This is a genomic window from Novosphingobium sp. FW305-C-111 (genome assembly GCF_058783565.1).
Genome location: NZ_JBYSYP010000003.1, coordinates 242,274 through 266,191, shown reverse-complemented (window position 1 = coordinate 266,191; position 23,918 = coordinate 242,274). Strand labels below are relative to the sequence as shown.

The 23,918-nt window shown below is 65.9% G+C and carries 34 protein-coding genes; 6 read left to right on the top strand and 28 right to left on the bottom strand.

Going from position 1 to position 23,918, the window contains the following annotated elements; genetic code table 11:
* The 21 genes from AC3WLD_RS05520 to AC3WLD_RS05420 form a co-directional block, all read right to left on the bottom strand.
* Positions 1–312: a VpaChn25_0724 family phage protein gene (locus tag AC3WLD_RS05520; RefSeq protein ID WP_492555929.1), complete on the bottom strand. Its 312-nt coding sequence runs from the start codon at positions 310–312 to the stop codon at positions 1–3.
* Complete coding sequence (locus AC3WLD_RS05515; RefSeq protein WP_492555928.1) at positions 309–722, bottom strand: hypothetical protein; 414 nt, start codon at positions 720–722, stop codon at positions 309–311. The genes AC3WLD_RS05520 and AC3WLD_RS05515 overlap by 4 nt, the downstream gene beginning before the upstream one ends.
* Complete coding sequence (locus AC3WLD_RS05510) at positions 719–1,162, bottom strand: hypothetical protein (protein WP_492555927.1); 444 nt, start codon at positions 1,160–1,162, stop codon at positions 719–721. Before AC3WLD_RS05510 ends, AC3WLD_RS05515 begins: the two co-directional genes overlap by 4 nt.
* The gene (locus tag AC3WLD_RS05505) at positions 1,159–3,753 is read right to left on the bottom strand and encodes an SGNH/GDSL hydrolase family protein (RefSeq protein WP_492555926.1); all 2,595 of its coding nucleotides are present in this window, start codon (positions 3,751–3,753) and stop codon (positions 1,159–1,161) included. The genes AC3WLD_RS05510 and AC3WLD_RS05505 overlap by 4 nt, the downstream gene beginning before the upstream one ends.
* Positions 3,750–3,944, bottom strand: a complete 195-nt coding sequence (locus AC3WLD_RS05500) for a hypothetical protein (RefSeq protein ID WP_492555925.1) — start codon at positions 3,942–3,944, stop codon at positions 3,750–3,752. Before AC3WLD_RS05500 ends, AC3WLD_RS05505 begins: the two co-directional genes overlap by 4 nt.
* 25 nt (positions 3,945–3,969) lie before the next feature.
* Positions 3,970–4,482, bottom strand: a complete 513-nt coding sequence (locus AC3WLD_RS05495; protein WP_492555924.1) for a hypothetical protein — start codon at positions 4,480–4,482, stop codon at positions 3,970–3,972.
* Positions 4,479–5,156 (bottom strand): glycoside hydrolase family 108 protein, encoded by a 678-nt coding sequence (locus tag AC3WLD_RS05490; protein WP_492555923.1) that lies wholly within the window; start codon positions 5,154–5,156, stop codon positions 4,479–4,481. The genes AC3WLD_RS05495 and AC3WLD_RS05490 overlap by 4 nt, the downstream gene beginning before the upstream one ends.
* 66 nt (positions 5,157–5,222) lie before the next feature.
* Positions 5,223–5,648, bottom strand: coding sequence for a hypothetical protein (locus tag AC3WLD_RS05485; RefSeq protein ID WP_492555922.1), 426 nt, complete (start codon positions 5,646–5,648; stop codon positions 5,223–5,225).
* Complete coding sequence (locus AC3WLD_RS05480) at positions 5,645–5,836, bottom strand: hypothetical protein (RefSeq protein WP_492555921.1); 192 nt, start codon at positions 5,834–5,836, stop codon at positions 5,645–5,647. The genes AC3WLD_RS05485 and AC3WLD_RS05480 overlap by 4 nt, the downstream gene beginning before the upstream one ends.
* A complete protein-coding gene (locus tag AC3WLD_RS05475; protein ID WP_492555920.1) occupies positions 5,833–6,525 on the bottom strand; it encodes a gp16 family protein in 693 nt (230 codons plus the stop codon). The genes AC3WLD_RS05480 and AC3WLD_RS05475 overlap by 4 nt, the downstream gene beginning before the upstream one ends.
* A complete protein-coding gene (locus AC3WLD_RS05470; RefSeq protein WP_492555919.1) occupies positions 6,512–6,907 on the bottom strand; it encodes a helix-turn-helix domain-containing protein in 396 nt (131 codons plus the stop codon). Before AC3WLD_RS05470 ends, AC3WLD_RS05475 begins: the two co-directional genes overlap by 14 nt.
* Positions 6,904–7,059 carry a hypothetical protein gene (locus AC3WLD_RS05465; protein ID WP_492555918.1) on the bottom strand — a complete coding sequence of 52 codons (156 nt, stop codon included), beginning with the start codon at positions 7,057–7,059 and terminating at the stop codon, positions 6,904–6,906. The genes AC3WLD_RS05470 and AC3WLD_RS05465 overlap by 4 nt, the downstream gene beginning before the upstream one ends.
* Positions 7,056–8,015, bottom strand: coding sequence for an AAA family ATPase (locus AC3WLD_RS05460; RefSeq protein WP_492555917.1), 960 nt, complete (start codon positions 8,013–8,015; stop codon positions 7,056–7,058). The genes AC3WLD_RS05465 and AC3WLD_RS05460 overlap by 4 nt, the downstream gene beginning before the upstream one ends.
* A gap of 72 nt (positions 8,016–8,087) precedes the next feature.
* Complete coding sequence (locus AC3WLD_RS05455) at positions 8,088–10,052, bottom strand: transposase domain-containing protein (RefSeq protein WP_492555916.1); 1,965 nt, start codon at positions 10,050–10,052, stop codon at positions 8,088–8,090.
* A 26-nt stretch (positions 10,053–10,078) separates the two neighbouring features.
* Entirely contained in the window at positions 10,079–10,528 is a 450-nt protein-coding gene (locus tag AC3WLD_RS05450) for a hypothetical protein (RefSeq protein ID WP_492555915.1), read from the bottom strand.
* Positions 10,521–10,655 carry a hypothetical protein gene (locus tag AC3WLD_RS05445; RefSeq protein ID WP_492555914.1) on the bottom strand — a complete coding sequence of 45 codons (135 nt, stop codon included), beginning with the start codon at positions 10,653–10,655 and terminating at the stop codon, positions 10,521–10,523. Before AC3WLD_RS05445 ends, AC3WLD_RS05450 begins: the two co-directional genes overlap by 8 nt.
* Positions 10,652–11,392 carry a hypothetical protein gene (locus tag AC3WLD_RS05440; RefSeq protein ID WP_492555913.1) on the bottom strand — a complete coding sequence of 247 codons (741 nt, stop codon included), beginning with the start codon at positions 11,390–11,392 and terminating at the stop codon, positions 10,652–10,654. The genes AC3WLD_RS05445 and AC3WLD_RS05440 overlap by 4 nt, the downstream gene beginning before the upstream one ends.
* Positions 11,393–11,396: 4 nt before the next feature.
* Positions 11,397–11,657 (bottom strand): hypothetical protein, encoded by a 261-nt coding sequence (locus tag AC3WLD_RS05435; protein WP_492555912.1) that lies wholly within the window; start codon positions 11,655–11,657, stop codon positions 11,397–11,399.
* Positions 11,657–12,358 (bottom strand): TRM11 family methyltransferase, encoded by a 702-nt coding sequence (locus AC3WLD_RS05430; protein WP_492555911.1) that lies wholly within the window; start codon positions 12,356–12,358, stop codon positions 11,657–11,659. The genes AC3WLD_RS05435 and AC3WLD_RS05430 overlap by 1 nt, the downstream gene beginning before the upstream one ends.
* Before the next feature lie 4 nt (positions 12,359–12,362).
* Positions 12,363–13,316, bottom strand: a complete 954-nt coding sequence (locus AC3WLD_RS05425) for a hypothetical protein (RefSeq protein WP_492555910.1) — start codon at positions 13,314–13,316, stop codon at positions 12,363–12,365.
* Positions 13,317–13,431: 115 nt separating this feature from the next.
* Positions 13,432–13,677: a transcriptional regulator gene (locus AC3WLD_RS05420; protein WP_492555909.1), complete on the bottom strand. Its 246-nt coding sequence runs from the start codon at positions 13,675–13,677 to the stop codon at positions 13,432–13,434.
* A gap of 84 nt (positions 13,678–13,761) precedes the next feature.
* On the opposite strand from AC3WLD_RS05420, the gene AC3WLD_RS05415 reads away from it, so the two are divergent.
* From AC3WLD_RS05415 to AC3WLD_RS05400, 4 genes are read left to right on the top strand one after another with little or no spacing between them, the layout of a single operon-like run.
* Positions 13,762–14,454 (top strand): XRE family transcriptional regulator, encoded by a 693-nt coding sequence (locus AC3WLD_RS05415; protein WP_492555908.1) that lies wholly within the window; start codon positions 13,762–13,764, stop codon positions 14,452–14,454.
* 13 nt (positions 14,455–14,467) lie between these two features.
* Entirely contained in the window at positions 14,468–14,872 is a 405-nt protein-coding gene (locus AC3WLD_RS05410) for a hypothetical protein (RefSeq protein WP_492555907.1), read from the top strand.
* Between the two features lie 13 nt (positions 14,873–14,885).
* On the top strand, positions 14,886–15,062 hold the full coding sequence (locus tag AC3WLD_RS05405; protein WP_492555906.1) for a hypothetical protein: 177 nt from the start codon (positions 14,886–14,888) through the stop codon (positions 15,060–15,062).
* Positions 15,063–15,099: 37 nt separating this feature from the next.
* On the top strand, positions 15,100–15,330 hold the full coding sequence (locus tag AC3WLD_RS05400; RefSeq protein WP_492555905.1) for a hypothetical protein: 231 nt from the start codon (positions 15,100–15,102) through the stop codon (positions 15,328–15,330).
* Positions 15,331–15,893: 563 nt separating this feature from the next.
* Here the strand turns inward: AC3WLD_RS05400 and AC3WLD_RS05395 are convergent.
* Positions 15,894–16,352, bottom strand: coding sequence for a ferritin-like domain-containing protein (locus AC3WLD_RS05395; protein WP_492555904.1), 459 nt, complete (start codon positions 16,350–16,352; stop codon positions 15,894–15,896).
* 321 nt (positions 16,353–16,673) lie between these two features.
* Between AC3WLD_RS05395 and AC3WLD_RS05390 the strand changes: the two genes are divergently transcribed.
* Positions 16,674–17,027: an endonuclease domain-containing protein gene (locus tag AC3WLD_RS05390; protein ID WP_492555903.1), complete on the top strand. Its 354-nt coding sequence runs from the start codon at positions 16,674–16,676 to the stop codon at positions 17,025–17,027.
* A gap of 186 nt (positions 17,028–17,213) precedes the next feature.
* Here the strand turns inward: AC3WLD_RS05390 and AC3WLD_RS05385 are convergent, their stop codons facing one another.
* The 4 genes from AC3WLD_RS05385 to AC3WLD_RS05370 all read right to left on the bottom strand — a co-directional run bounded on the left by AC3WLD_RS05385 (position 17,214) and on the right by AC3WLD_RS05370 (position 20,125).
* Positions 17,214–17,498, bottom strand: coding sequence for a DUF1294 domain-containing protein (locus AC3WLD_RS05385; RefSeq protein WP_492555902.1), 285 nt, complete (start codon positions 17,496–17,498; stop codon positions 17,214–17,216).
* A 186-nt stretch (positions 17,499–17,684) separates the two neighbouring features.
* Positions 17,685–18,158 (bottom strand): hypothetical protein, encoded by a 474-nt coding sequence (locus AC3WLD_RS05380; RefSeq protein WP_492555901.1) that lies wholly within the window; start codon positions 18,156–18,158, stop codon positions 17,685–17,687.
* Position 18,159: 1 nt separating this feature from the next.
* Positions 18,160–18,588, bottom strand: a complete 429-nt coding sequence (locus AC3WLD_RS05375) for a hypothetical protein (protein WP_492555900.1) — start codon at positions 18,586–18,588, stop codon at positions 18,160–18,162.
* Positions 18,589–19,057: 469 nt separating this feature from the next.
* A complete protein-coding gene (locus AC3WLD_RS05370; RefSeq protein ID WP_492555899.1) occupies positions 19,058–20,125 on the bottom strand; it encodes a ribonucleotide-diphosphate reductase subunit beta in 1,068 nt (355 codons plus the stop codon).
* A 525-nt stretch (positions 20,126–20,650) separates the two neighbouring features.
* On the opposite strand from AC3WLD_RS05370, the gene AC3WLD_RS05365 reads away from it, so the two are divergent.
* A complete protein-coding gene (locus tag AC3WLD_RS05365; protein WP_492555973.1) occupies positions 20,651–20,929 on the top strand; it encodes a DUF2171 domain-containing protein in 279 nt (92 codons plus the stop codon).
* Between the two features lie 59 nt (positions 20,930–20,988).
* Here AC3WLD_RS05365 and AC3WLD_RS05360 read toward each other — a convergent pair whose 3' ends face one another.
* Positions 20,989–21,360, bottom strand: coding sequence for a PepSY domain-containing protein (locus tag AC3WLD_RS05360; protein ID WP_492555898.1), 372 nt, complete (start codon positions 21,358–21,360; stop codon positions 20,989–20,991).
* A 383-nt stretch (positions 21,361–21,743) separates the two neighbouring features.
* Positions 21,744–23,678 (bottom strand): ribonucleoside-diphosphate reductase subunit alpha, encoded by a 1,935-nt coding sequence (locus tag AC3WLD_RS05355; protein ID WP_492555897.1) that lies wholly within the window; start codon positions 23,676–23,678, stop codon positions 21,744–21,746.
* Positions 23,679–23,918: the final 240 nt, after the last annotated feature.

Sequence of the window (23,918 nt, the reverse complement as noted above, 5' to 3'; positions counted from 1 at the left end):
TCAGTCCCGCGGGCTCGGCCGGGCAACACCGCGCACGAGACTGCGGCCGCCGGCGACGTCGCAGCCGCGCTCGGTCGCGGTCGCGACGATCAGGCCGGTGCCAAGGGAGCTGCTCGTGATCAGGCGCTGCTCTTCCAGCCAGGACAGGTGCCCGCGCATCTGGTCGCGGGTGCAGGCCAGCCCCATTGCCGAGACCGCCGTGGTCAGGACGCTGTCATTGGCCGAATAGGTCGGCTGCTCGTCGAGCAGGCGGAGGACGGCGAGCCGGACGTGCTCGTCGTTGGTGCGGGTGAATTCGGATGCAAGGCTCACTTCTCGATGCCCCTCTGAACGATGAAATCGTAAAGCCGGTCGACCTGGCGCTTGATGTGCTCGACGTCGGAATGCTGGGCCGCCATCTGTTCGCGCGTTTGCGCCAGTTCATTGTCGAGCTGGGCCAGGCAGCGCCCGTGCTCTTCGAGCTTGCCCTCGATCCTCCGGATGTCGTCGGTGGTCGCGCCGCGGCGGTCGATCTCGGTCACGCGCTGGTCCACGCGGGTGAGTTCGCTCTTGACCGCGGCGACGTCTGTCTTGACCCCGCCGATCTCGGTCGAAAGCTTGCTGAGCTTGCGCGCCAGCGCACCGGTTCCTTCCGGGTTCGCCTGCCCGCCGCGAAAGACGGTCCAGGCGATGCCGCCCATGATGAAGACGATGATGCTGAGTTCCAACCAACTCTCGGTCATTGCGGATCCTGCGGTTTGGAGCCGGATCCGCTCAGCGTGTCCTTGGCCCGGGAAATGATGCTGGTGACGAAGTCGCGCAGCTCGCCACCGACCAGCTCGATCAGCGAGTAGCCGGAGAAGCCGAGCCCGATCGCGATGACGAAGGCGAACAGCCAGGCCGGCCGGGACTCGAGGATCCACAGCTCCACCACGATCAGCATGATCGCGCTGACCAGGAGAAAGGCCGGCCAGCCGTTCGATGCCTCGCTCTTGCGCGCCAGCGGGCGTGCCAGGAGCACGCCGAGCGCGCCCAGGAGGGCGGTCACCACCGGCACCGGGATCCCGCCGATCGGCACGATGAACGCTTCCGACAGCTTGGCAGCCGGCTCGACTGCCGCACTCAGCGCCAGCGCCGGAAGCCACCCGGCGAGGAACTTGTGGAAGGAGAGCGGGGCGATCATGCCGCCAGCTCCGGCACGTCGATCAGGGCCTGGTCACGCGCGCGCGCCTGCCCGGCGGCATTCATGTGGATGTTGTCGAGCTGGATGTAGGCTCCGTTGACGGTGGTACGGTCATTCGCCGCCGACAGCGCGCCGAGGAGGTCGATCGAGCGGTAGCGCCCGAAGTAGCCCCCGGTGATGTCGGCCGACATCGAGGTCATGAGCGCCGCCTTGCCCGGCTGCGGCGGCGGGATGACGAGGATCGGTTCGGCCCCGATCATCTCGGCCGCGTCAATCGCCGTCTTCACCGCCAGACGCCAGATCGCGAGGGTGGTGTCGTTCGTGCCCATCGCCATGAGGAAGAACTGCGGGCGGAAGTCGACGAGGTCGGTGATCCGGCTGAGCATGTTCGACGATGTCTCGGAGGACATCGAGGCGTTGACGATCCCGCCAAAGGTGGTGTTGAGCTGGCTGATCCAAGAATAGCCGCCGGCCAACACCACGCCCTCGCCATTGCTGTCGCTGATCGCAACGGTGCGGGTGAAGCGCGGGTAGTCATGGGTGAAGCGCAGCCACTCCCAGTTGACGGTCCCAGCGAGATGGAGGACGCCCGGGCGCCCCTGCATCCGGGTCGAGCCGGCCCCGTTGAAGGCAGCGCCGTTGATCGTGGTCTGTGTGCCTGTCACGCAGTCGGTAAGGACAGCCGTGATCGTGTACTCGTTGAGCGTGAGCGCAAGCAGGTAGGCCCGGCCTGCGACCAGCGCGGCGGTGAATGCCGTCTCGGCCACCAGCGTGCCGGCGGTCACCGTCCCGTTCCACAGGTAAAGTCGTAGTTTGCCGGCCGCGCCGTCGATGATCACCGCGCTGCCGGCCGACTTGGTTGCGTCGGTGCTGATCGGCTGCGTCGCGATCCCGACTTGCGAGGCCGTGTCCGCGATCGTCACCCGGCCGAACAGCTTGCGCTTGCGCACGGCGGAGTAGCCAAGCCCCTCCGGCTGCCATCCGGCGAACTTGTCCCAGCCACCCGCGCCGGCCGCGCCCAGGCCGTTGGCCACCGCGAACGGCGCGGCAACCGCCCAGCCGAACGGGACGGTCGCGCCCGCAAATTTCTGGTACTCAACGGTGGTCGGGCCGTTGTTCGCAGTTCTGTTCGCACGGTGGCTCCGCCTCGCCGGGATGGTGGTGACGGCCTGAAAATTGAGCGACTTGCCTACGAACGTCGTGAATGCATTGGTGACAGCTCCGATGGCATCTGCACCGGGTGCGGCGATATAGCGGAAATTGACGCCAGCGCCGAAGGAGACATTCACCCCGGTTGAAACACGCCAGCACAGGTACGAGCCCGAATTCGCCGGCCAGTCGGGCAGCACCACAGTGTTGTCGCCGATCGCGACAGCAGCCCATTTGCGGAAGGCCAGCTTCCACCCGGTTCCGACCTTTCGCCATAGCTCGACAAAGCCTGAGCCCGCCGACCGGAAGGTCATGACCGCGGCGTTCACGATGCAGTCGCCCCACAGCCTGATCCCGCCCAGGAAGGCCGCGCCGATATCGCCCTCGGTAGCGATACCGAGCAGTCCGCAGGTGTAGGTGCGGGTGTCGACCTGCTGCTCGCCGAGGCCGGTCACATCGGGCATCACAGCCTCGGCGCGATCGAGACGTCCGTCCAGGCTGTCGGATACCATGGAAACGGTGAACGAAATCGTCGGCTGCACCGCGCCCCACGAAGTCAGTGCCGGCAAGACATCGCCAACCGCATAGGCCGCGCTCGCAAGCTTCCACCCGCCGCGCATGAGGTTGGCGAACTTCAGCAAGCCTGCGCCCGCCGTGCGGCGCACGCCGATCAGCGAGTTGGCCGGGACGACGAAGGCCCCGAACGGATTGACCAGCGTGGTGACACCGGCACCGCAGGCGATGCCGCCGACGACGTAGCGGCAGGCCCGACTGACCGCGTCGATAACGATGATCTCGGCGGTGACCGCTGCCGACCATTCCATCGACAGCGAGGAGACGGTGCCGTCGTTCGCGACGATATCGCCGCTGAATTCCCACTCCGTGCCGGACGAAGCGATGTTGCCGCCGGTGGCCAGCGCCGTTCCGAAATTGCCAGTCGTGATCGCCGCAAGTGGGCCGAGACCAGCCGCAACGGCTCCCGCACCGGTCGCTGCGGCTGCCCCGGCGGCGAGGGCTGAAGCCGAGGCTTCAAGCGCCCACTCCCGCGCCGACTTTGTGCCGGCTCCGCCGGGAAGGGTGCCGGCAGCCCACGCCTGGGACAGCCCCGCAGCGGCATCCGCGCCTTCCTTGACCCCCTTCGACAGGATCTCGAACTGGGTCCATGCGCCAGCGCCGCTGGCACCGGTCTTGCGGTACCAGCCATTGAGCAGCGCTGTCGGATCACTGTGGACCAGCGCCACCTTGTCGGCCGGCCAGGCCAGATCGGCGTCGAGCAACGCCTTGGTGTTCTTGACGACATCGACCGCGATCAGCTTCGCCAGCAGCCGATTGAAGCCCAGCTTCTTCAGCGGCCCGCCCGGCGAGAACACGAGCGCCAGCAGGTCGGCCGGGATCTCGGTCAGCTCGCCCAGCTGGTCGGGATTGATCGTCGTGTCGGTCACTCGCAGTCCTTCCTTGCGTCGGCGAGGCGCGCCCAGCCGAGCGCGCCCCACGCGGCGATCTCGCGCAGCCAGGCCATGCCGTTTTCGTTGCCCTCGATCCGTGCGCCGGCTTCAGGTTCGGGCCGCGGCGCTGCATCGAGCTTCAGCTCTTCCGGACAGGTCCGGTCGACCACGGTGCGGGTCTCGATCACCGGGTCGGCCGCGCGGGCCGGTGGTTCACTCCGCGAGGCGGCGCAGGCAGTCAGCATCGCAAGCGATGTTGCCGCCAGCATCGCGCGGCGCAGATGCAATGGCATCGCTCGCACGGCGTTTCCTTTCTTCCTGGGAGATGGCCCGCGCCTCGGCCCGGCCGACCGCGGCTGTCGCCGCTGCACGAGTAACGGTCAGGCGGCGCTCGGCGTCGGCCTGGCCGGCCACGGCCGCGTCCCGATCGGCGACCAGGCGCTTGACGCCAGCACCGCAGCTGTTGAGCACTCGGAACCGGCTTTCCGGCCGCAGCGAAGGCAGCAGCGCCTCTTCGCAGACCGCATTCTGCCGATCGCTGGCGACGCGTGTCCTCACCGGCTCCAGGCAGTCGTTCAGCGGCCCGGCTTCGGTGGAGGCGGCATGGGCGCAGCGCTTGGCCGCGTCGGCGAGGTCCTTCTGCACAAACCGGTCCTTCGCCAGCCAGGCGACCGACAGCGCGAGGAGGAGCCCGCCGATCCCGCCGAGGATGCGACCCCAGATCATCGACCCAGCCTTTCAGCGCGTGCCAGCCAGCCACGCAGAAACCGCTGCTGCGAGGGGAAGCGGGTGACGATGTTGCGGTACCGCTCGCGCACGGCTTCCCGATAGGCTGCGATCAGCGCGGGCATGCCGAGCGAAGGCACGTCGAGGATCCACTGCAGCGCGTCGCGGGTCGCATTGCCGAGCACCCCGTCCACCTTCAGGAGGCTCGGCCGACGCGTCACCTTGCTGCCAAGGATCGCCGAATTGATGGCCCGCTGAAGGAGCTTGCGCGCTGCGGCGAGCCCGCCATTGACCGCCTGGTCGAACAGCATCTCGCCAACCGGGCGCGGAAAGGTCTCGGCCTGCAGGCGCAGCCAGAAGCAGCGATGATAGAGATAGACCGCGTCGCCGCGCTTCAGCAGGCGGATGTCGAGCCCGTCGATGTCGCCGTCGAGATCGAGGTCGAAGTCGGCCTTCCCGTCGCCATCCTCATCGAACGCGCCCTCGGCTGCCAGGAAGCGCAGAGAGATCCCGCACTTGGTCGTGCCGCCGCGATCGAGCGGATCGTCGGCCAGCCCGCCCTCGATGCCGAGCAGCTCCTTGACCGCCACGGCGTAGCGATGGGTATAGCCTTCGACGACGATGCCGGCGGTTGCCGGCGGATTTTCTGCAAGGGCTTGGGAAGCTTCGGCCATGCCCAGCGGACTAGGTCACGCTGGGGCCGGTCCGTTATATCCGGCGACGGAGCACGCCAGTGGTTTTCAGATCAGGGGGAGCTGGCGATCGTCGACAGGGCGCTCGTTGCCGGGGTGATCGGCCACAGACTTGCCTGCGGCGATTCTCGCGAGGATGGAATAGACCCGCGCCTCGCGAATGCAACACTCGCGCGCAATCTCGCGCTTGGTGATGCCAGCGCGGGCCAGGAGGTGGACCCTGCGCTCGAGCGCGACGTTCATCGGGATGGCAACTGTGGTCCGCCAGAAAGAATCGCACAGCTTGCGGGCCTGGTCCGCGCCGATCGCGGCCGCGATGCGCGGCTCGCGGTCGGGGTCCTGCGGTACGTAAAGGCGCTGGCCGCGGAACTCCCACGCCAGCGCGAGCGCCGCCTCGGTCCCGATGACCTCGGCGAGGTCATCGAGAACGCGGGAGCCGGTGCTCCCGAAATCCGAGGCGGCGCGCGCATTCACTTCAGGTAGAGCACCAGCGCGAGCGCAAGGTTGAGGTAGATCGAGACCGCGATCGCGATCTTCATGCCCGCTCCGCTTGTCCGCTTGTCGCGGCGCTGGCCGACACGCGGCGAGCGCAGGAAGTCGATGGTCTCGTGCGACCGGCTGCTCCGCGCGATCGGCTGCGCGGTGCCGAACCGGCGGCTCACTGGACGCCCTCCGGCGCGGGGACATTCATCTGGCGAAGCTTGGCCCCCAGCTGGCCCGCGAGCCGGGCATAGTCCTCGACCGTCCACGGTCCTTCCTTCAGGCTCTCGACCCCGCACAGGCGGAACGCGGCGTTGTCGATGGTCCAGTCGGCCGGGACCGCGTCCGCGGCCTTCAGGCGCGCCAGAATGGCCTCGCACAGGCGAAGCTGCAGCTGCAGCGGATTCGGCGCACCGCCCTGCCGCCAGCCATTCCGCTCGGCCATCGCCTTCAGGGCCTCGATCAGGCGGTAGGCGTCCGACTGCCGCGCCCAGGCCAGCCGATCGCAGCCGAGCTGGCGCTTGGCGAAGGCCTCGAGAGCGTGATCGCTCGGATTGGTGACCACGCCCAGATGGTGGAGCGAGACCCACATGGCCCGAGCCTTGCGCGCCATCGGGTGGGAGGCCGCGCCCTTCTTCGGCCGCGGGCTGAAGCCGAGCTTCTTCATCCGGTCGAGGACAAGTGCGAGCTGCGGTTCGCTGCAGTCCTTCAGGCTGGACTTACCGGTTTCGTCGAGCAGGATCTGGCGATAGTCGTCCTCGTCCATGTTGAGCTGCTGGCGGGCGACCTGGACCTTGGCGATCATCGACCGGCGATGGGCCTGCGCGCCGTCGAACTTGGCGGCGCGGGCGACGTGGTTAGTAGCGAACATGCAGTTTCCTCCTCGATTCGAACTGGCGGGTGATGTCGACGCAGGCCCCGGAGAACCGGGCGGAGCGAAGGCGCAGGTAGATGGCCTTCTCGTGCAGGCCGATGGTGGTGGAATGGTCCCGACCGCCCAGCGCCCGACCGATCCGTGGGTAGCTCGGCAGGTTGCAGAGCGAGCGCATCGCCCACACAGCGAGCGCGCGCGCTTCGACCAGGGGAGGTGCGCGCGAAGGACCGATCAGGTCTGCGACGTCCACGCCGTATTCTCGGGCGACCCAGCTGACCACGCGCGAAAGCGCGATTGCCTGGGTTCCGGCGCGCCGGCGGCGGCCCTGCAGGAACGGCGCCTGCGACACGAGGTCGCGGGTTGTTTCAAGGCCGATCATGATCCGTGGCTCCCGAACATGATCCAGATCAGGTTGATCAGGATGACGGCGAGAACCGCCAGGTCGTAGAGCGAATCCTGCGTCCCCGTTTCCGGTTCGCGCAGGGCGAGCTCGCGCGCTTCGCGCAGCACGCGCTTCACCGAGGCGATCATGCCGCCACCGGTCGCGAAGACAGCTGGGTCCACGCGTCGTTAAGGTGCCGGGCGCAAAGGTCCTCACCGGCGCTGCCCGCGATCATGTGCGCCAGCTCGAGCGCGAACGTCGCCCCGCGCAGCGCGCCGGGCTTCATTGCGATCGCGTGGACAACTGCGGCCAGCTCCTCGTCCTGGATGCGCCACGCGTCGAGCATCGCCTCGACGTCGGCCTGGAGCGCATGGAGCCGGGTCAGCTTGAACGAGATGCGGCTGAACAGTTGCGCACGGTTGACCGAGCGGCTGCCGCCCTCGAGCGTCTGGATCAGCCCGGCATTCCCGAGCAGCGCGACGCCGAGGCCAGTCTTATCGTGCCAGGCGCGAAGGATCTCGACCGCGTCGTGCTCGAGATGCTGCGCCTCGTCGACGATGAGCAGCGGATTGCCCAGCTCGCGGACCCTCTTGACCACCTGCTGCGAGGCTTCGCTCTTGCGGTACATCGCGTGGCTGATGCCCAGCTCCCGCAGGAAGGCGTGGATGATGGCGATCACGCTCTTCGTGGCCGGGTCGGCGGTGATCAGGAAGACCTGCGAATTGCAGGCCTTGTAGTGCTCGGCGGTCATCGTCTTGCCCAGGCCTGGCGACATTGCCGCCGCGCCCATGCGGCCGCGCTGGGCCATGCCGAGCATCTGGATCAGGCGCTGGCTGGTTTCGGTCTCGAAGTAACCGGGGATCTCGGGCAGCTCGCCCTTCAGCGAGGCCTGCGCGACCAGCGTCTGCCGGTAGCGATAGATCGCTTCGGCAATCTTCTCGCCGGGCGCGTTGTAATTGTTGCCCGAGAAGAGGCTCAGCGTGCTGTGGTTGACGCCGGTCTTGCCCGCGAGCTGCTTCCAGCTCAGCCCGGTGACCTTCTTGTGCTCGAGCAGCCATTCGCGCTGCTCCTCCACATTGATCTGCTGTCCAGATGGGTCGTTCATGCTATCGGTACTCCGGTTCCTGTGTGGACCAGGCGCGCGGCGGGCATCTCACCTCTCCGCCGCGCGCCGCTTTCACTCCTCGCGATCGGCGACCAGGCGCAGGGCCGAGAACACGCGGTCCTCGACCTCGAGCCTGGCCTCTTCGCGAAGCCTGAAATCGTTCTGAAGGGCTGCTGCGGTCTGGCCGCGGTGTCGGACCGGGCGCAGCACCGCGGGTGCCGGCACCGGGGTCTCGATCGCACGGGGCTGCAGCGCAGCGACCGCTTCGGCGTCGAGCAGCTGCTCGGCCTGGGCGGCGGCGCGGATCGTCTTGCGGTACTCGGCCAGCCGCTTGCCGCTTTCCTTGGCCGAGGCGACGTCGTCGAAGCCGGTGTCGTTGATCAGCTCGGCGCTGGTCAGGTAGCGGCCCTGCTCGTCGTAGAGGTGGACGTCGCGGACCAGGTTGTCGGGATCGAACCGCACCGTGACCCGCTTGCCGTGAAGCCGGGCGGTGCCTTCGGACCAGTAGCGGTTGCCATAGAGCTGGACCTCGCCAGTCTTTCCGATCAGCATCTGCTCCGCCGCGAGCAGCGCCATGCGCAGCTGCTCGGGCGTCGCCTTGCCGATCGGCGCGCTCGCGTAGCTCTCGGCGAACACCTGGTCGAAGCTGCGGCCGCGATAGTCGCGCCCGCGCCGGCCGAGCCGGGCGTTGTGGAAGGCGATTCCCTCCTCGACGTGGACAAGGAACTCGGCGAGCGGGACCGCCTTGCTGCCGTAGTTCTCCGGCTTCGCCAGCGGTGTGTTGCCGGTGTATGCGCCGGCCATCGCCGGGTGCCGCGCGATCGTGTCGCACAGGTCGCGGAAGGCGCGCTCGATCGGCTTCGACTGCCCGCGATAGGGCAGCGCCCAGTGGATGCGGATGCCGAGCGCGGTGAGCAGCCCGGTCGGCTCTTCCTCGCGAATCTTGAAACGGAAGCGGGTCTTCGCGCCGCCGGTAATCCACTTGCTCGCAAAGGCGCGGCCGTTGTCGAGGGTGCAGGCCTTGGGGATGCCGAACTTCTCGAACAGGTCGGCGAAGGCCAGCCTGGTCATGACCGCGCTTTCGGTCTCGCCCACCCGGAAGGCGACGATCTTCGAGCTGTAGATGTCCTGGATCGCCACCATGATCGGGCGGAACACCCGGTCGCCGTCGCGGACGAAGACGTCGAACTTGTGGCCGTCGATGTTGACGTGCTCGAGCGCGTGAAGGTGCTCGACCGTCCGGCGCTGAGCCGGGAGCGACCGGCGCAGCTTCTCCTCGCCGCCGCGGCGCAGGAGGATGATCCGCGGATCGATTTCCTTCTCGACCTTGCGCCGCAGCGTCCGCTCCGACGGGATCGGCAGGCCGCGCGACTTCGCCAGCGCGACCGCGCGGGCATAGCAGCTGGTCATGGTCGGTTCTTCGAGGCGCAGGAAGTCGCTCTTGAAGGCCTGCCACACCAGCGGATCGACTTCGGCTTCCTTCCCGCCGCCCCTGAATCGCGGCGCGAGCGCGGGCAGCCAGTCCGCGCGGGCCACGCCCTCGACCAGCTTCAGCCAGTTCCACACAGTCGAGCTGCCGACGCCGTGGATCCGGCAGGCCTCGGCGATCGCTGAAGAACGGGTTTGCCCGCCCTCTTCGAGCAGGTCGATATCGCGAATGACCGCAAGCCGGCGCTCGGCCTCGCTGCGGATCTTCGCGCTCTGCCCCTCATACCAGCGCCAGCTGCCGATCGCCGCCGGTGCCTCGGGGACCGGTGCTGCGCAATCATGGCCAAGCCGTGCGAGCGCGAGCCGGGCTGCGCCGGGCAGGAGCGAAATGTGGTACTCGAACCCGCCGCCATGGCCCGCGCGCTTGCGGGCAAGCGGAGCGCCTCTGCGATCGGTGCGCAGTGCCCAGCGTTCGTCGGCGATCCGCCGGTTGAGCGCGCGCTTGTCGCCCGGCAGGCCGGGGAGAGCCATCTCGGCCAGCTCGGCGGCGGTGTACCAGTCAGCGGATACGCCGGACAAAATGTCCGCCGTATGCCCGGCAGCCGTCATGTCATCTCGGATCGCGCGGCTTGCCATCAATTCCCCCGGATTCGCGGCGCGATCGCCTTGAGGCGGCGCTTCTCTTCGGCCAGCTCGGCCAACTGCACTTCGATGTCGCCGAGTCGGGCCGTCACGACCTCCTCGCCGATCAGGATCCCGCTCCCGATTTCCCGCATGATCGGGTCGAACAGGTCGTGGCGCTTGGTCACCGCGACCAGCGCGAGGAATCGCGACATCGGGACCTTGTGTTCGCTGCGCGCCGGGCTGGCGTAAGCGTCGAGCATCGCCCGGCTGACTTCCTCGCCGAGCACGACGCTCATCTTCGCCGCGATGATCTCGCGGGGTTCCTTCACGCTCGCCAGGATGGTCCCGACCGTGCGGCAGATGCGCTGCTCGATGCCGGCGAGGCTCGCCGGGGCATCGGACATCGCCGGTGCGGCGAATCCGAAGCCGAGCTGGTCGGGATGGCCCTTCGATTTAGGCACGCGGCTCCCTCCGGGCGAAAGTCCACTCGACGATCAGGCCGAGCCACTCGACGCCAATTGTCCAACCCTCGGCCTCCCCGTCGCGGAAGCAGAGCGTCGCGCCTTGGAGATAAAAGCGGGGAATCACCGGCCCGCCTCCTCAAGCCGGCGCGCAGCGAGCCGCTCGGCGATCTCCGCGATGGTGTTCCGGCGCTCCTTCAGCGCCCGTTCCTTGGCGCGCTGGCGCTCGGCGCGGCGGTGCGCGCGGACCGTCTTGACGGTCGGTCGCCGCATGACGGCTTCGATCGTCGCAAGCCGGTCCGGATCGACCGGCGCAGGCGCGCCATGCTCGACATTTCGGGAACGCACCGGTTCGGGAGCCGCCGGGGCAGGCGCAGGAATCTCTTTGGTGCGGACCGGAGGGAGACCGCAGTCACCCTCCGGATCCGGGTCCGCTTCGCAGGCATTCAAGGGGAGTACACATGCGCCAGTCCCGGCCCCTTTTGGTCCTTCCGGTGCCTGCGCCTCGCTGCCGCGCGGATTGTCGGCAGTGCAAACGCCCGGGGTGGCGATCCCTTCGACGGGCTGCGTCACCGGCAGCAGCTCCAGTTCGATGTTTTTGAAGTCTGAAAGCGGTGCTTCGAGCGCATGCTGCAGCTCTAGGGTTGCGACAGCGTCGACCCGCGCGCTCACGAGCGGGAGGCTCGGAGCGTCGTCATTCGCCTTAGCCAGGCGCGGGTCTTCCGACCGGCGCGGACGATCGACCAGCTTTTCGGCAGCCAGGTCGAGCTGCTCGACGCCCTTGGCGATCGTCCGGACGTCGCCGATCAGGGCGCGGACCACCGAGGGGCGCAGGAACAGCGGCGGGTTGCGAAGGTTGCTCATGGCCTCAGTCCCTGTCCCACCAGTAATCGGGCTTCGGGCATTCTGCGGTCACCGCCGGCGCGATCGGCGCGGTGACTTTCGCCAGCAGGCGGCGTTCCGTCCTGTCCCAGCGGGCGCGCGCGGCCTGCAGCTCGCTCTGCGCCTTGGCTTCCGATGCGCGGCGATCGATCTCGATCCGCGCCTCGCGCGGGGTGCAGCCCAGCTCCATCGCGAGGAGCATTTCCTCCCGGTGAGAGCGCAGGCGATCGGCGTAGGAGCGAGCCATCATCCAATCTCCCCGGTCTTGTTCGTGAAGGCAGGAATCGTCGCCATCGGGGCGATGCCCAGCGGTGGCAGCCACGCGGTGCGGGTCTCGCCCGGCGCGGTGCGCAGCGTGGCGTCCCAGCAGATCCAGCAGTAATCGATCTTGCCGCCGCGAAAGGCGCGATCGCCCATGGCTTCGATCATGTCGCCCGGTGGCATCGACGGCCGCTGGGTCAGGTGCAGGACCAGCTCAGGCGGATGGTCCACCGCGAACAGCTGGTAGCGCACCTGGCTCGCCAGCCATTTGTTCGGGACCAAGGCGAACACCCGTCCCGACGCAAGCTTCAGCGCATGGCGGACGAAGGCTTCGAGAATGCCTTTGCGATACGAATAAGGCGGGTTGAACACGATCGTGCAGGGAGCAGGCGCGACCTCCAGTTCGAGGAAATCGGCAGAGAAAAACTCGGGCTCGCGCAGGAAGTCGGCGCGGCGCAGGTTGTCGACCACGTCGGAGCAGATTATCCGCAGGTCCGGTGCCCACGCTTCGAGCGCGACGCCGATGTTGCCATACCCGCAGCACGGGTCCCAGATCGCGGTCCCGCACTCCAGCTCGAATTCGAGCCCGGCCGCATGGAAGAGCTGCTCGGTGCACCACTGCTCCTCGACGTACCAGTCGAGCGGGTGCCGCATGCTGTGCCGGCCGGTGGAAAGGTCCGCGCCCATCGCCTCAGTCCTGCAGCAGCTGGCGCAGCCGCGCCTTCAGGTCGGCAGTCAGCGACTGCACGAAGGTCGGCAGGTACTCGCGCTTGGCCGAGATCGAGAGCCGCTCCCAGGTGTCGGTGATCGTTCCGACGAACTTCTCTTCCTTGGTCGGCGCGCGGCCCTTGTCCTGGTCGATCCCGACCTCGACCCGCGCGATCTCCGCAGAGACCGCCGGGCTTGCCAGAATCGCCTGAATGACGGCCCGGCGCTGACCCTCGTCGCGGACCTCGGCGACCAGCCGGAGCTGCGAGGCGTTTTCGCCGACGATCGGATGCTTCGCGAGCGCTTCCGCGAGGTCCGGAAAGGGCTCGACGATCAGGCGGTAGAGCTCGAGCGAACGGCGGATCGTGCGCTTGTCGAGACCCAGCGCCTCGGCAGCTTCGCCCTGCCAGCCGTATGCTGCGGACATTTTGTCCGCAGCATCTTCCGCCTCTTCCTGAAGGGCATGCTCGGCGCGCTGCTCACCCGTTTTGACGCGATTCCAGCGAGCCATCGCGCCGAGCTTGACCTGGCTCAGCGTGCCATGCTGGCGTGCCAGCCGAAACTGCGCGGCCTCGCACAGCGCGTGGACGAAGATCGCCCGCTCGACCGGCGGCAGCGGCCGTCGATGTAGGTTCTCCGAAGCCTCGTGATCGGCTAGGTCCTCCGGCTTGCCGGTGACCTCGATCGCGATCACGAACGGGATCTGCTCCAGCCGGATTCCTTCGAGACGGTGCCGGCCCGCGACCAGTTTCCAGGGCTTTTTCGCGCGCGGCCCCTGCCGCACGACGCTGATTGGCGTCCGCTGGCCATCGACGGCGATCAGCCGCCCCAGCGCGATCGCCTTAATCTCGTGATAGAAGCCCAGCCGCTCACCGATTTCGATGTCTTCAGGGATCAGGCGCAACGTCCCGTCCGTATGCGCGCCGCGATCGCTCATTTGTGCACTCCACTTAGACGATGCGAAGGGCGCGGTGTGGCCGTAGGCTGCGGACCATCGACCACAGCCGGAGAAGGCAGATGCCCTTCGCGATCAGGAAATTTGAGGAAGCCGTTCACGCCGCGACGCTCCGGCGGCGACGGCGCTCGACCGGATAGATGTCAGGGCGCAGCGCGTGCCTGGACACACCGGTCGCCTCTTCAACGGCGAGGACGTGTTCCGCAGGCAGCCGCTTGCCCGACTGCATCCATTTCCAGACAGCAGGCTGGGTCACCTTGCACAGGCGAGCGAGCTTCGACTGCGAACCAAGCCGGTCAACGGCCTGCTGCAGCGCTTCGAACGGTGTCGGCGTCGTCTCCATGCGCCCACACCTATTACAACTGTTATTGACCGTCAATTACCAGATTTAAGTAGCGGTCAATTCCCGGAGTTATAGGTATGCGGCGTGTCGAAGCTTGGCGAACGGGTGCTCCAGAGGCTCAAGGAAACCGGCATTTCGCAGGCCGATCTCGCGCGCCGGGTCGGGGTTACGCAGCCCGCGATCAATCACCTGATCAAGCGCGGTACCGGCGGCTCAGCGCACCTCCACAAAATCGCGCGGGAGTTGGGCACGACGCCCGAATACCTCCTTGGAGAGACGGACAATCCGAACCCTTCGAAGCCGAAGGAAGAGCAGCTTCCGTTCAAAGGTGCAGTTCAGATCGAGGCGGCGGATGGTCCGCTAACCGACGACCTGGTCGAGATCGACGAAATCGACCTTCGCTTTGGCTTGGGTGGAACCTTCCTCGACAATCCGGTGGAAACGGAGAGGCGGGTATTCTCTCGCTCATGGCTGCGCCACTTCACGGACGCACCGCCGCATCTTCTTACCTGGACGATCGGTGAGGGTGACTCCATGGAGCCGACGATCCGCAGCGGCGAGATGATCCTGATCGACCGCTCGCAGACCGATCCGAAGATGGGCGACGAGATCTGGGCGTTCGCATTCGGCGAAATCGGTATGGTCAAGCGCCTTCGGCCTCGGCCGGACGGCACGGTCGATATTCACAGCGACAATCCGGTGGTGCGGCCGGACAAGGCAACAGACGGCGAGCTTTATGTGATAGGCCGCGTCGTCGCGGTCGTCCGGAGGCTTTGAGATGCGCCTAGGTTTGCTGATCGGCGGCGCGCTCCTGCTCGCCGGGTGCCAGAAGGAGCCGACTACTGCTCCGGCGGAGGTGGCGGATGCCAGCCCGTCGCCGATTGCGTCGCCGACTGACGATCCAGCTAAGGTTGCCGAGGCCCAGAAGGCGTTGAGGTCTGAACCGAAGATAATCGACCTGGTGTATGATCCAGAGGCTGCGGTCCAGTGGACGATAGGGGTAAAGACTGACGGCACTTCGCGCTTCGGTTACGCCCTCTATGTTTGCACGCTGCTAGGCGAACATGATTTGGTCAGAGACGAGACTGAGGTCAGGATCGTCGACTACGGTAAGTATATTCAGCTTCAGGGCGACGCTCAGACGGCCAGCCTTGGGCATGCTCGATGCAGCTCTGGGCAGAACATGGGTGTTTGATCCACACGCTGAGATGAAGCGCGTTACTGCTCTCGAGATCAGGGACCTGCTCAAGCGTCGCGGGGATGCAATGGCTCTTCGCGATAAGCGGAAGGCTGAAGGCCATGTCGGCCTCGCCGCCGCGATGACTCGGCTGATCGACAAGATCGACTGCAAGCTGGTCGCTAAAGGCTGGACCCAAGAAGATTAGGTGCCATATCGGAGTATCTCGAAAATGGAGATACCCGGTGCCCGACAAGGTCTATCGCTTGCGCTGCGGACGCCGCCGTCACTCTCACTGGCTGGCCGACGAGCAGGAGCTGCGCCGCGTCGCGGTCGAAAAGGACCTTGCCTCGATCGATGACAAGGGGCGGATCTTCATGGGGCCGCTCGTCTGGGTCGAAGAGGGCCTTCGCCAGGGCAGAAAAACTGTCCCACTTCCCCCACCGTCGAACGCTCCCAGGCATCTGCTCCGCTAGCGGTCAAACGCCCGAATTTCCTGCACCACACGCGCACGGATCGCGCCCGGACCGCCAGCCGCGCAAGTTGCCCCGGTTCCTTTTCCCGAACACGAGGGTAAGCGGTCGCTCAGAGGCCCCTGAAACGCCCATTAAGCGGGCATTAGAGCCCCTCAGCGACCGACCCTCTGATTTAGCGAGACTCCAGTTGATCCTGTCAGACCACCGTCTAAATTAACCGCCACTCTAGACAGTCCACCGCGACCGCCCCGCCGATCGCAGAACGCCGAAAAGCCCGATTTTGGGGGGTTCCATCCCGAGAAATCCCGCCAAGGCCCAAAAAATCCCGCCCCAACGACACTCTAGGTCCTTGTGTCACCTAACACCCGACCGCCCTGAGCCCGTCGAAGGGCCGCCCTTCCTTTGCCAGCACTGCGCCAGACAAGAAGGACTGTCCTTCGACAGGCTCAGGACGAGCGGGGCTTGGGGAAAGGTTGGTCAGCACAAGCGCACCACAAAATAGAACCGCGTCGGGGGGTATCCCGACGCGGCCCCTGTAGGACAGCAAAAACGCTAGCGGACGATCAGCGCGCGGCTTCCATCGAGTGCTTGAGCGCGCTCATCTCGTCGTGCCCGGCGCGGACCGAATCCCACGCCGCCTGGATCGCGGTGCGCGCCGACGGCGAGAGGTCGTCCATCTTCAGCGCGGTTTCGAACTTCTCCTTGAGGTAGTCCTCGCCGCGCTCGACCTCGTTCACGATCGCCTTGTCGTCGCGGCCCATGACCGCGGCCTTGAGGTCGAGGAACACCCGGTGCGCGCCGCCGAGCGTGGTCGCGTCGTCCTCCGGGTTGCCGCCCATCGCCGAGACCGCGGCCTGGAGCGAGCGCACCGCCTGCTCGCGCTCGCTCGCGCGGGCGGTGAAGCGGCTGCCGAGGTCCGGCCGGTCGATATCCTCGGCCGCCTTGCGATAGCCTTCGACGCTGTCGAGCAGCGTGCCGATCAGGGTGTTGAGCGTGGTCGTGTCGGTATTGTGTTCGGCCATGGGAAAAATGTCCTGATTTGAGGAGGTTGGTGGCCGGGTAACGCGCAGGCGCGGAGATGGTGCCGAGGCGCGGCGCGGATGGGCGCGCGCGGTGGGCGGTTGGTCGGGTGGAGCGTGCGGTGCGATCGGGCTCGGTTGATGGGTCGCGCTCTGCCCACCCCTAACCCCTCCCGCCTGCGCGAGGGGGACAAAGACAGAGCCCCTTTCTTCTCCCCCTCCCGCAAGCGGGAGGGGGTCGGGGGGTGGGCCTGACAGCAAACTGCCACCAATCCCGCACCATCTCCCATTGCCCCGCACACCCACCGGCCCAAAACCAGCAAGATGCCCCCCTTCCACCCCCGCAACACCGCCCGCGCGCGCGACTTGCGCCGCGCGGCGACCCCGGCCGAGCGGCACTTGTGGAAGTACCTCGCCAGGGCCCAGCTCGGCGCCAGGTTCAGCCGGCAGATGCCGCTCGGCCCGTTCTTCGCCGACTTCCTCTGCCGCGAGCGCCGGCTGGTGGTGGAGCTCGACGGCTATAGCCACGACCTCCGCCCCGACCACGACGCCCGCCGCGACGCCTGGCTGACCCGCGCCGGCTACCGCGTGCTTCGCTTCACCAACGAACAGGCCCTGCGGGAGACCGAGGGCGTGCTGCTGGCGATCCGCATGGCGCTGGGGCAGCGGGTGGATTGAGTGCTGGGCGCGCGGTTGGGTTGGACTGCGGTGAAGGGTAGGGCTCATGCCCACCCCTAACCGCTGTTCGCTGCGCGAACGCCTTCGGCTCCCCGCCTGCGGGAGGGGGACCAAGAAAAAAGCGCCCCTTTCAATCTCCCCCTCCCGCAAGCGGGAGGGGGTCGGGGGGTGGGCCTGTCTAAAACCCTACCCCAGCCACCACCCCAAAACCGCCCCCAGCCCCAGCACCTGCGCCAGCGCAATCCCGCGCAGCCGGGCCGAGAACGGTGCCTTGCGGGTCTTGTGCCGGAACCACGCCCGCCCCGCGTAAGCCCCCGCCGTCCCGCCGACCAGCGCGAGGCCGAGCAGCGTGGACTCCCGCGTCCGCCGCACGCCCATCCGCACCTGCGCCTTGTCGAGCCCGAAGGCGGCGAAGGCGAGGAGGTTCACGGCGGCGAGCCAGGTGGTGAGGAGGAGGGGGAGGTGGGGCATGAGCAAAGTCGCAGCGCGCTGCCGGACGAGCGCGAAGGGGACACGCTATTGCGTGTCCCCGCCTCTGCCTTTCTGCAGGCGCGATGGAATGGGGGAATTAGGGATTTAGGGATTTAGGGATTTAATAACGTGACACCGTAATTCCGTAATTCACAACATCGCCGTAATTCCGAAAGCGCACTGAAATCAGGTTTCGCCGAGGGACGATTCCATCCCCATCTCGGGCTTGCGTATCCAGATCATACCGAGCTTGGTCTCCGCACCCCGTGCATAAGCTCGGACCCGAATAGCACCTTCACCTTTTAACTGAAATGGAACCAAACGCATCTCTACTAGATAATTTCTAACGGTTAGTTTGCCAGAAGCGATATCGTTTGAACTTAGCTCACTAACTGGGTGATCATCTGGTATTTCAAAACGCGCAATCTCTTCATCCGCGTCCTCACCCTCGTATGACGCAATCACACGAATGCTTATGGATGCCTTCGGGAGTGACAAGGGTTCAATGTACCGAACAGATATTGCAAATAGCGGCAACACTGCAGGAAAAGTCCCGTTTATGACAATGTCACGCCCATAGACGCCGACGTAGGTCTTCTTTCCTCCGATCTCCTCTCGTATATCGTCGCAAAAAAGCGCTAAACCACTTGGTTGATCCATTTCAGATCACCTCATATCGAAAATCAACCTGCGTCTCCCGGGGAAAATCCACACAACTGCTATCTGAGACGAAATTTAAGATCTTGCCGGAAGAGTTGTACGAAAAGACACTATCGAGTTCGGAATAGGAAACCCAGTTGTCAGATATTTTTTCACAGGGATCTGCTTCGAAATCCTTAGGCTCGAACTCGGTCGCCCAAAGGATATCGGAAACAGTCCTTAAAGTCAGATTTGTGCTATTCCCATTAAGCACACGGGAAAGAACACTGCGATTGCAACCTATCCGCTTGGAGATCGACGACATCGTCTCACCTTGTGCCCGCCTGTAGTTCACAGCTTCGTTCAGAGCCTCAAGGACCCTGCTCGCGAGGCGGCCAAAAGCAGCGCCTCGATCATTTATGACAGGCTGGAAAGATTTCGTATCGCTCACCGTATTTGCACTCCAACCGCAGGGACCTTCGCGTCTCTAACGCCTGTTGCCCCAAGTCTCTGTCCTTGGGAGGGCCTGGCTCCTTGATTACTGATGCGAGTTCACCGTTTGCCAAGATCATACACTGACGCGCATGCGCCCACCCATACAGGCGTAACCCTGGCGTTTTTATTCTCCAAATGCCTTGCCCCCGGGGAGGATCACACCGCGCCAATCCGCTTGTTAGCGGGCGCCCCGATATGAAGTCCGCGAAGGCGGTGTTAAGCTGCTCACCGAAGGTCGTGAACGATTTTGACTTAATTTCAGATACTTCGTTGGCCCATCTTTCAAACTCGGGCGTGCAATACAAAGCGCGATTTCGATGATCTCTCGGCCCCAGCAAGACTGGGACGCGTAAGATCAAACCGCCGTCCAAAAGCTCAGATAGTGTGCGTGACATTTATGTCAACAAGCTTAGGGCCAAACAACCCTACTCCGCCGCAATCCCCGCAGCGCCGAACATGTCCGGCTCGCTTCCGGCCTCGGCCTCGGCCAGGCCGCCCTCGTTCGCCGCGCCCTTGGCCTTGCGGCGGGAGTCGAAGTTCGACCAGACGTCGTTCCAGTTGCCGCGGGTGGCCGCCTTGGAATACTCCGTCGCGCGGGTTTCGAAGAAGTTGGCGTGCTCGACGCCGTTGAGCAGCGGGGCGAGCCAGGGGAGCGGGTGGTCCTCGATCATGTAGATCGGCTGGAAGCCCAGCTGGCCCAGCCGCCAGTCGGCGATGTAGCGGATGTAGCGCTTGATCTCCTTGGGGCTCATCCCCGGGACCGGCCCCGCCTCGAACGCGAGGTCGATGAACGCGTCTTCCAGCCGCACGGTCTTCTGGCAGCAGTCGATGATGTCTTCCTTGACCGCCTTGGTCAGGCAGCCGCGTTCCTTGACGAAGGCGTGGAACAGGCGGGTGATGCCCTCGCAGTGGAGGCTCTCGTCACGGACCGACCAGCTGACGATCTGGCCCATGCCCTTCATCTTGTTGAAGCGCGGGAAGTTCATCAGCATCGCGAAGCTGGCGAAGAGCTGGAGCCCTTCGGTGAACCCGCCGAACATGGCGAGGGTGCGGGCGATGTCCTCGTCGCTGTCGACCCCGAAGTTGGCCAGGTAGTCGTGCTTGTCGCGCATCTCCTGGTATTCGAGGAACATGCCGTACTCGCTTTCGGGCATGCCGATGGTGTCGAGCAGGTGGCTGTAGGCGGCGATGTGGACCGTCTCCATGTTGGAGAAGGCGGCCAGCATCATCTTGACCTCGGTCGGCTTGAACACGCGGCCGTACTTGTCGTGGTAGCAGTCCTGCACCTCGATATCGGCCTGCGTGAAGAAGCGGAAGATCTGGGTGAGCAGGTTGCGCTCGTGCTCGCTGATCTTCTGCGCCCAGTCGCGGCAGTCCTCGCCCAGCGGCACTTCCTCCGGCATCCAGTGGATCTGCTGCTGGCGCTTCCAGAACTCGTACGCCCACGGATATTCGAAGGGCTTGTAGGTCTTGCGGGCTTCGAGAAGGGGCATCGGTCAGGTCCTGCTTTGGGCGAAGGAAGAATGTAGGGATTTGGGGGCGGAGGCGAAAGCGCGGAGAGGCTTTTGGCGGTGGAAATCGGCCGCCGGTCGCCCGCGCCGCGCGGGTCGCCGCGTGCGGGTCGGTGGGAGCGGAACGGACGGGTCCGGCAACGGTTGGGGAGGTGGAGCAGCAGCGCCGGTGCGCTGCGCACAACTCTCTGAAACGAAAGGACCATCACGATGGCCGGCGAATATGAACCGAACGATTCGAGGAACGTCACCGGGCAGGGCAGCGGCGACCAGGGCGGCATGGCCAGCCCGGGCGGCGCGAACCAGCAGGAAGGCCAGCAGCGCTGGGCCGGCGACAGCGAACGCAGCGCCCCCGGAATGAGCGGACAGACCGCGGCCGGCGGCAGTGCTTCGGGCGCCCCGCTCGGCTCTGGCCAGATGGAGCAGACGCACCAGCGCAGCGACGATTCGCGCCAGCACGAGCAGTACGCGTCCGGCCAGGGCCAGATGGGCGGCATGGCGACGCAGATGGGCGACGCCCAGGGCAGCGCGCAGGAAAACGCCTCGCGCTATGGCTCCGAGATCCGCGAGCACATGGAAGTGATCGGCGCGGACGGCGCGCATGTCGGCACCGTCGACCATCTCGACGGGCACCGCATCAAGCTGACCCGCAAGGACAGCGGCATGGGCAGCCACGCCGGTCACCACCACTACCTGTCGTGCGGGCTGATCGCCGGGGTGGAGGGGGACAAGGTCCGCCTCTCGACCACCGGCGCCAACGCGCAGGGGATGCTCGAGGAACAGTAAGGTAACGGCGCGCGCGCCCGCGCGGCGGCGAAAGCCGGCTGCGGGGCGCGCGCCTCCCCTCATTTCCAGAACCAGTGCGGGCTGAGCTTGCGATCGGAACGTTCGCGCCACATGCGGATGTAGAGCCACAGGCCGGAGAAGCTGAAGAACATCAGCGCCAAGCCCGAGAGGATCGAGATCGCGACACCGGCGGGGCCGAACTCCTCGCCCGAGTGGAGGTGGTGGAGCCAGCCGACCCACGGGGCCGCGCCGTTCGGGTTGGGTTTGGGCCGGCAAATCATCGTTTCGGGGCACACGAACCCCGCGGGCGCGGCGGCGCGCGGCTCGCTGTCCGCCTTGAGCGCGGCGAACTGGCTTATCACCCCGGTGGTGGCGATGAACAGCAGGAACACCCCGAAGAATACCGACAGCCAGCGATGCCACTTGCGCATGAAACTCGATCCCTTTTGCTACTGCGAACTATTCGCAATTATGACCGGTTCCGCCCTAGCGGGCCGGCCGGGGATCGCGCAAGCCGGGGACTTGTCGCGGTTTGTAATGAGGGAGCTCACGCTGCGAGATTTCTCCATGCGACGATTGCTCCAGCACACACGAAGATCAGGCCAACAGAGCGATAGTACAACCGTGTCCCAGGACCAGCGGGGCCCGCTTCGATTCCAAACATACTCCGCCAGTACTGGGCTTCGCGATTGGCGATGCGGCTTGGGTGAAAGAAGATGTACAGCCCCACTACGACCAGCAGGCCAGCTACGATCAGCAGGCCAATGATGTCCGTGGACTCCATCGTCAGCTTTCGCGCCCTTTCGCGCTCACCTCACTGGCAGGCCAGGCATTCCTCGTAGTCCGTCTGCCCGCCGGCGCTGAGTTCGATCTTGGGTGCTTCGGCGGTGTTGTCCGCCTCCACGCCGCCGGCGAACCCGGCGCGCTGGACCGACTTCGAGCGCAGGTAATAGAGCGACTTGATGCCCTTCTCCCATGCCTGGAAGTGCAGCATCAGCAGGTCCCACTTGTCGACGTCGGCGGGGATGTAGAGGTTGAGGCTCTGCGCCTGGTCGATGAACGGGGTGCGGTCCGCCGCGAATTCGAGCAGCCAGCGCTGGTCGATCTCGAAGCTGGTCTTGTACACCGCCTTCTCCTCCGGCGAGAGGAAGTCGAGGTGCTGGACCGAGCCGCCGTGCTCGAGGATCGAGTTCCACACGTTGGTCGAATCCTTGCTCTTCGAAGCGAGCAGCTTCTCGAGGTACGGGTTCTTGACCACGAACGAGCCTGACAGGGTCTTGTGGGTGTAGATGTTGGCCGGGATCGGCTCGATGCAGGCCGAGGTGCCGCCGCAGATGATCGAGATCGACGCGGTCGGCGCGATCGCCATCTTGCAGCTGAAGCGCTGCATCACGCCCATGTCGGCAGCGTCCGGGCATGCTCCGCGCTCCTGCGCCAGCAGCAGCGAGGCCTCGTCGGCCTTGGCCGCGATGTGCTTGAACATCTTGAGGTTCATCGCCTTGGCCATGGCGCTTTCGAACGCGATGCCCTTCGACTGCAGGAACGAGTGGAAGCCCATCACGCCCATGCCGACGCTGCGCTCGCGCGCGGCCGAGTACTTGGCGCGGGCCATCTCGTCGGGCGCGCGGTCGATGTAGTCCTGCAGCACGTTGTCGAGGAAGCGCAGCACGTCCTCGATGAAACGCTCGTCCTTGTTCCACTCGTCCCAGGTTTCCAGGTTGAGCGACGACAGGCAGCACACCGCGGTGCGATCGTTGCCGAGGTGGTCCTTGCCGGTCGGCAGGGTGATTTCCGAGCAGAGATTCGAGGTCGAGACCTTGAGGCCGAGGTCGCGGTGATGCTTGGGCATCGTCCGGTTCACCGTGTCGTTGAACACGATGTAGGGCTCGCCGGTGGCGAGGCGGGTCTCGACCAGCTTCTGGAACAGCGAGCGCGCATCGACCGTGCCGCGCACCGAACCGTCCTTGGGGCTGCGCAGGTTGAATTCGGCACCGTCGCGGACCGCTTCCATGAACTCGTCGGTCAGCAGCACGCCGTGGTGGAGGTTGAGCGCCTTGCGGTTGAAGTCGCCCGAAGGCTTGCGGATCTCGAGGAACTCCTCGATCTCCGGGTGCGAGACGTCGAGGTAGCAGGCGGCCGAGCCGCGGCGCAGCGAGCCCTGCGAAATCGCGAGGGTCAGCGAATCCATCACGCGGACGAACGGGATGATGCCCGAGGTCTTGCCGTTGAGGCCGACGCTCTCGCCGATGCCGCGGACCTGGCCCCAGTAGGTGCCGATGCCGCCGCCGCGGCTCGCCAGCCAGACGTTCTCGTTCCAGGTGCCGACGATGCCTTCCAGGCTGTCCGACACCGAGTTGAGGTAGCACGAGATCGGCAGGCCGCGGCCCGTACCGCCGTTCGACAGCACCGGGGTCGCCGGCATGAACCACAGCCTCGAGATGTAGTCATAGAGCCGCTGGGCGTGCGCCTCGTCGTCGGCATAGGCGTCGGCGACGCGCGCGAACAGGTCCTGGTAGGTCTCGCCCGGCAGCAGGTAGCGGTCGTCCAGGGTGTCCTTGCCGAACGCGGTCAGCAGCGCGTCGCGCGAGGCGTCGACCACCACGCTGAAGCGGCGGTCGTGAACCTTCTTGGAGTCCTCCTTGCCGGCGCTCGCGGCAGCCGACATCGCGCCCGCCAGCGCACCGGCAGCCAGAGTGTCGAGATTCGGCGTATCGACGAGCGCAGCCGAGCCTGCATCCTTCGCGGTCATCGTCAAAGCCTCACCATCGCTAGTCCTGCCAATGTCTTGCGCCGTCGCGCTGTCGAAACCCAGTTCGTCCTGTGCCGCCACGGAATCGTTTCCAGTCCTGAAATCCACGTTCGATGCCCCCATTCGCGGCCCGGATTGCTCCGTTCTGGCCCGCGTGCCGATCCCCGTTTTCGCGGTCCGCCGGCAGGGCCGATGTTCCGCTTGTGTTCGAATCGGCGGGCAAGCGCCGATCCTAGCAGC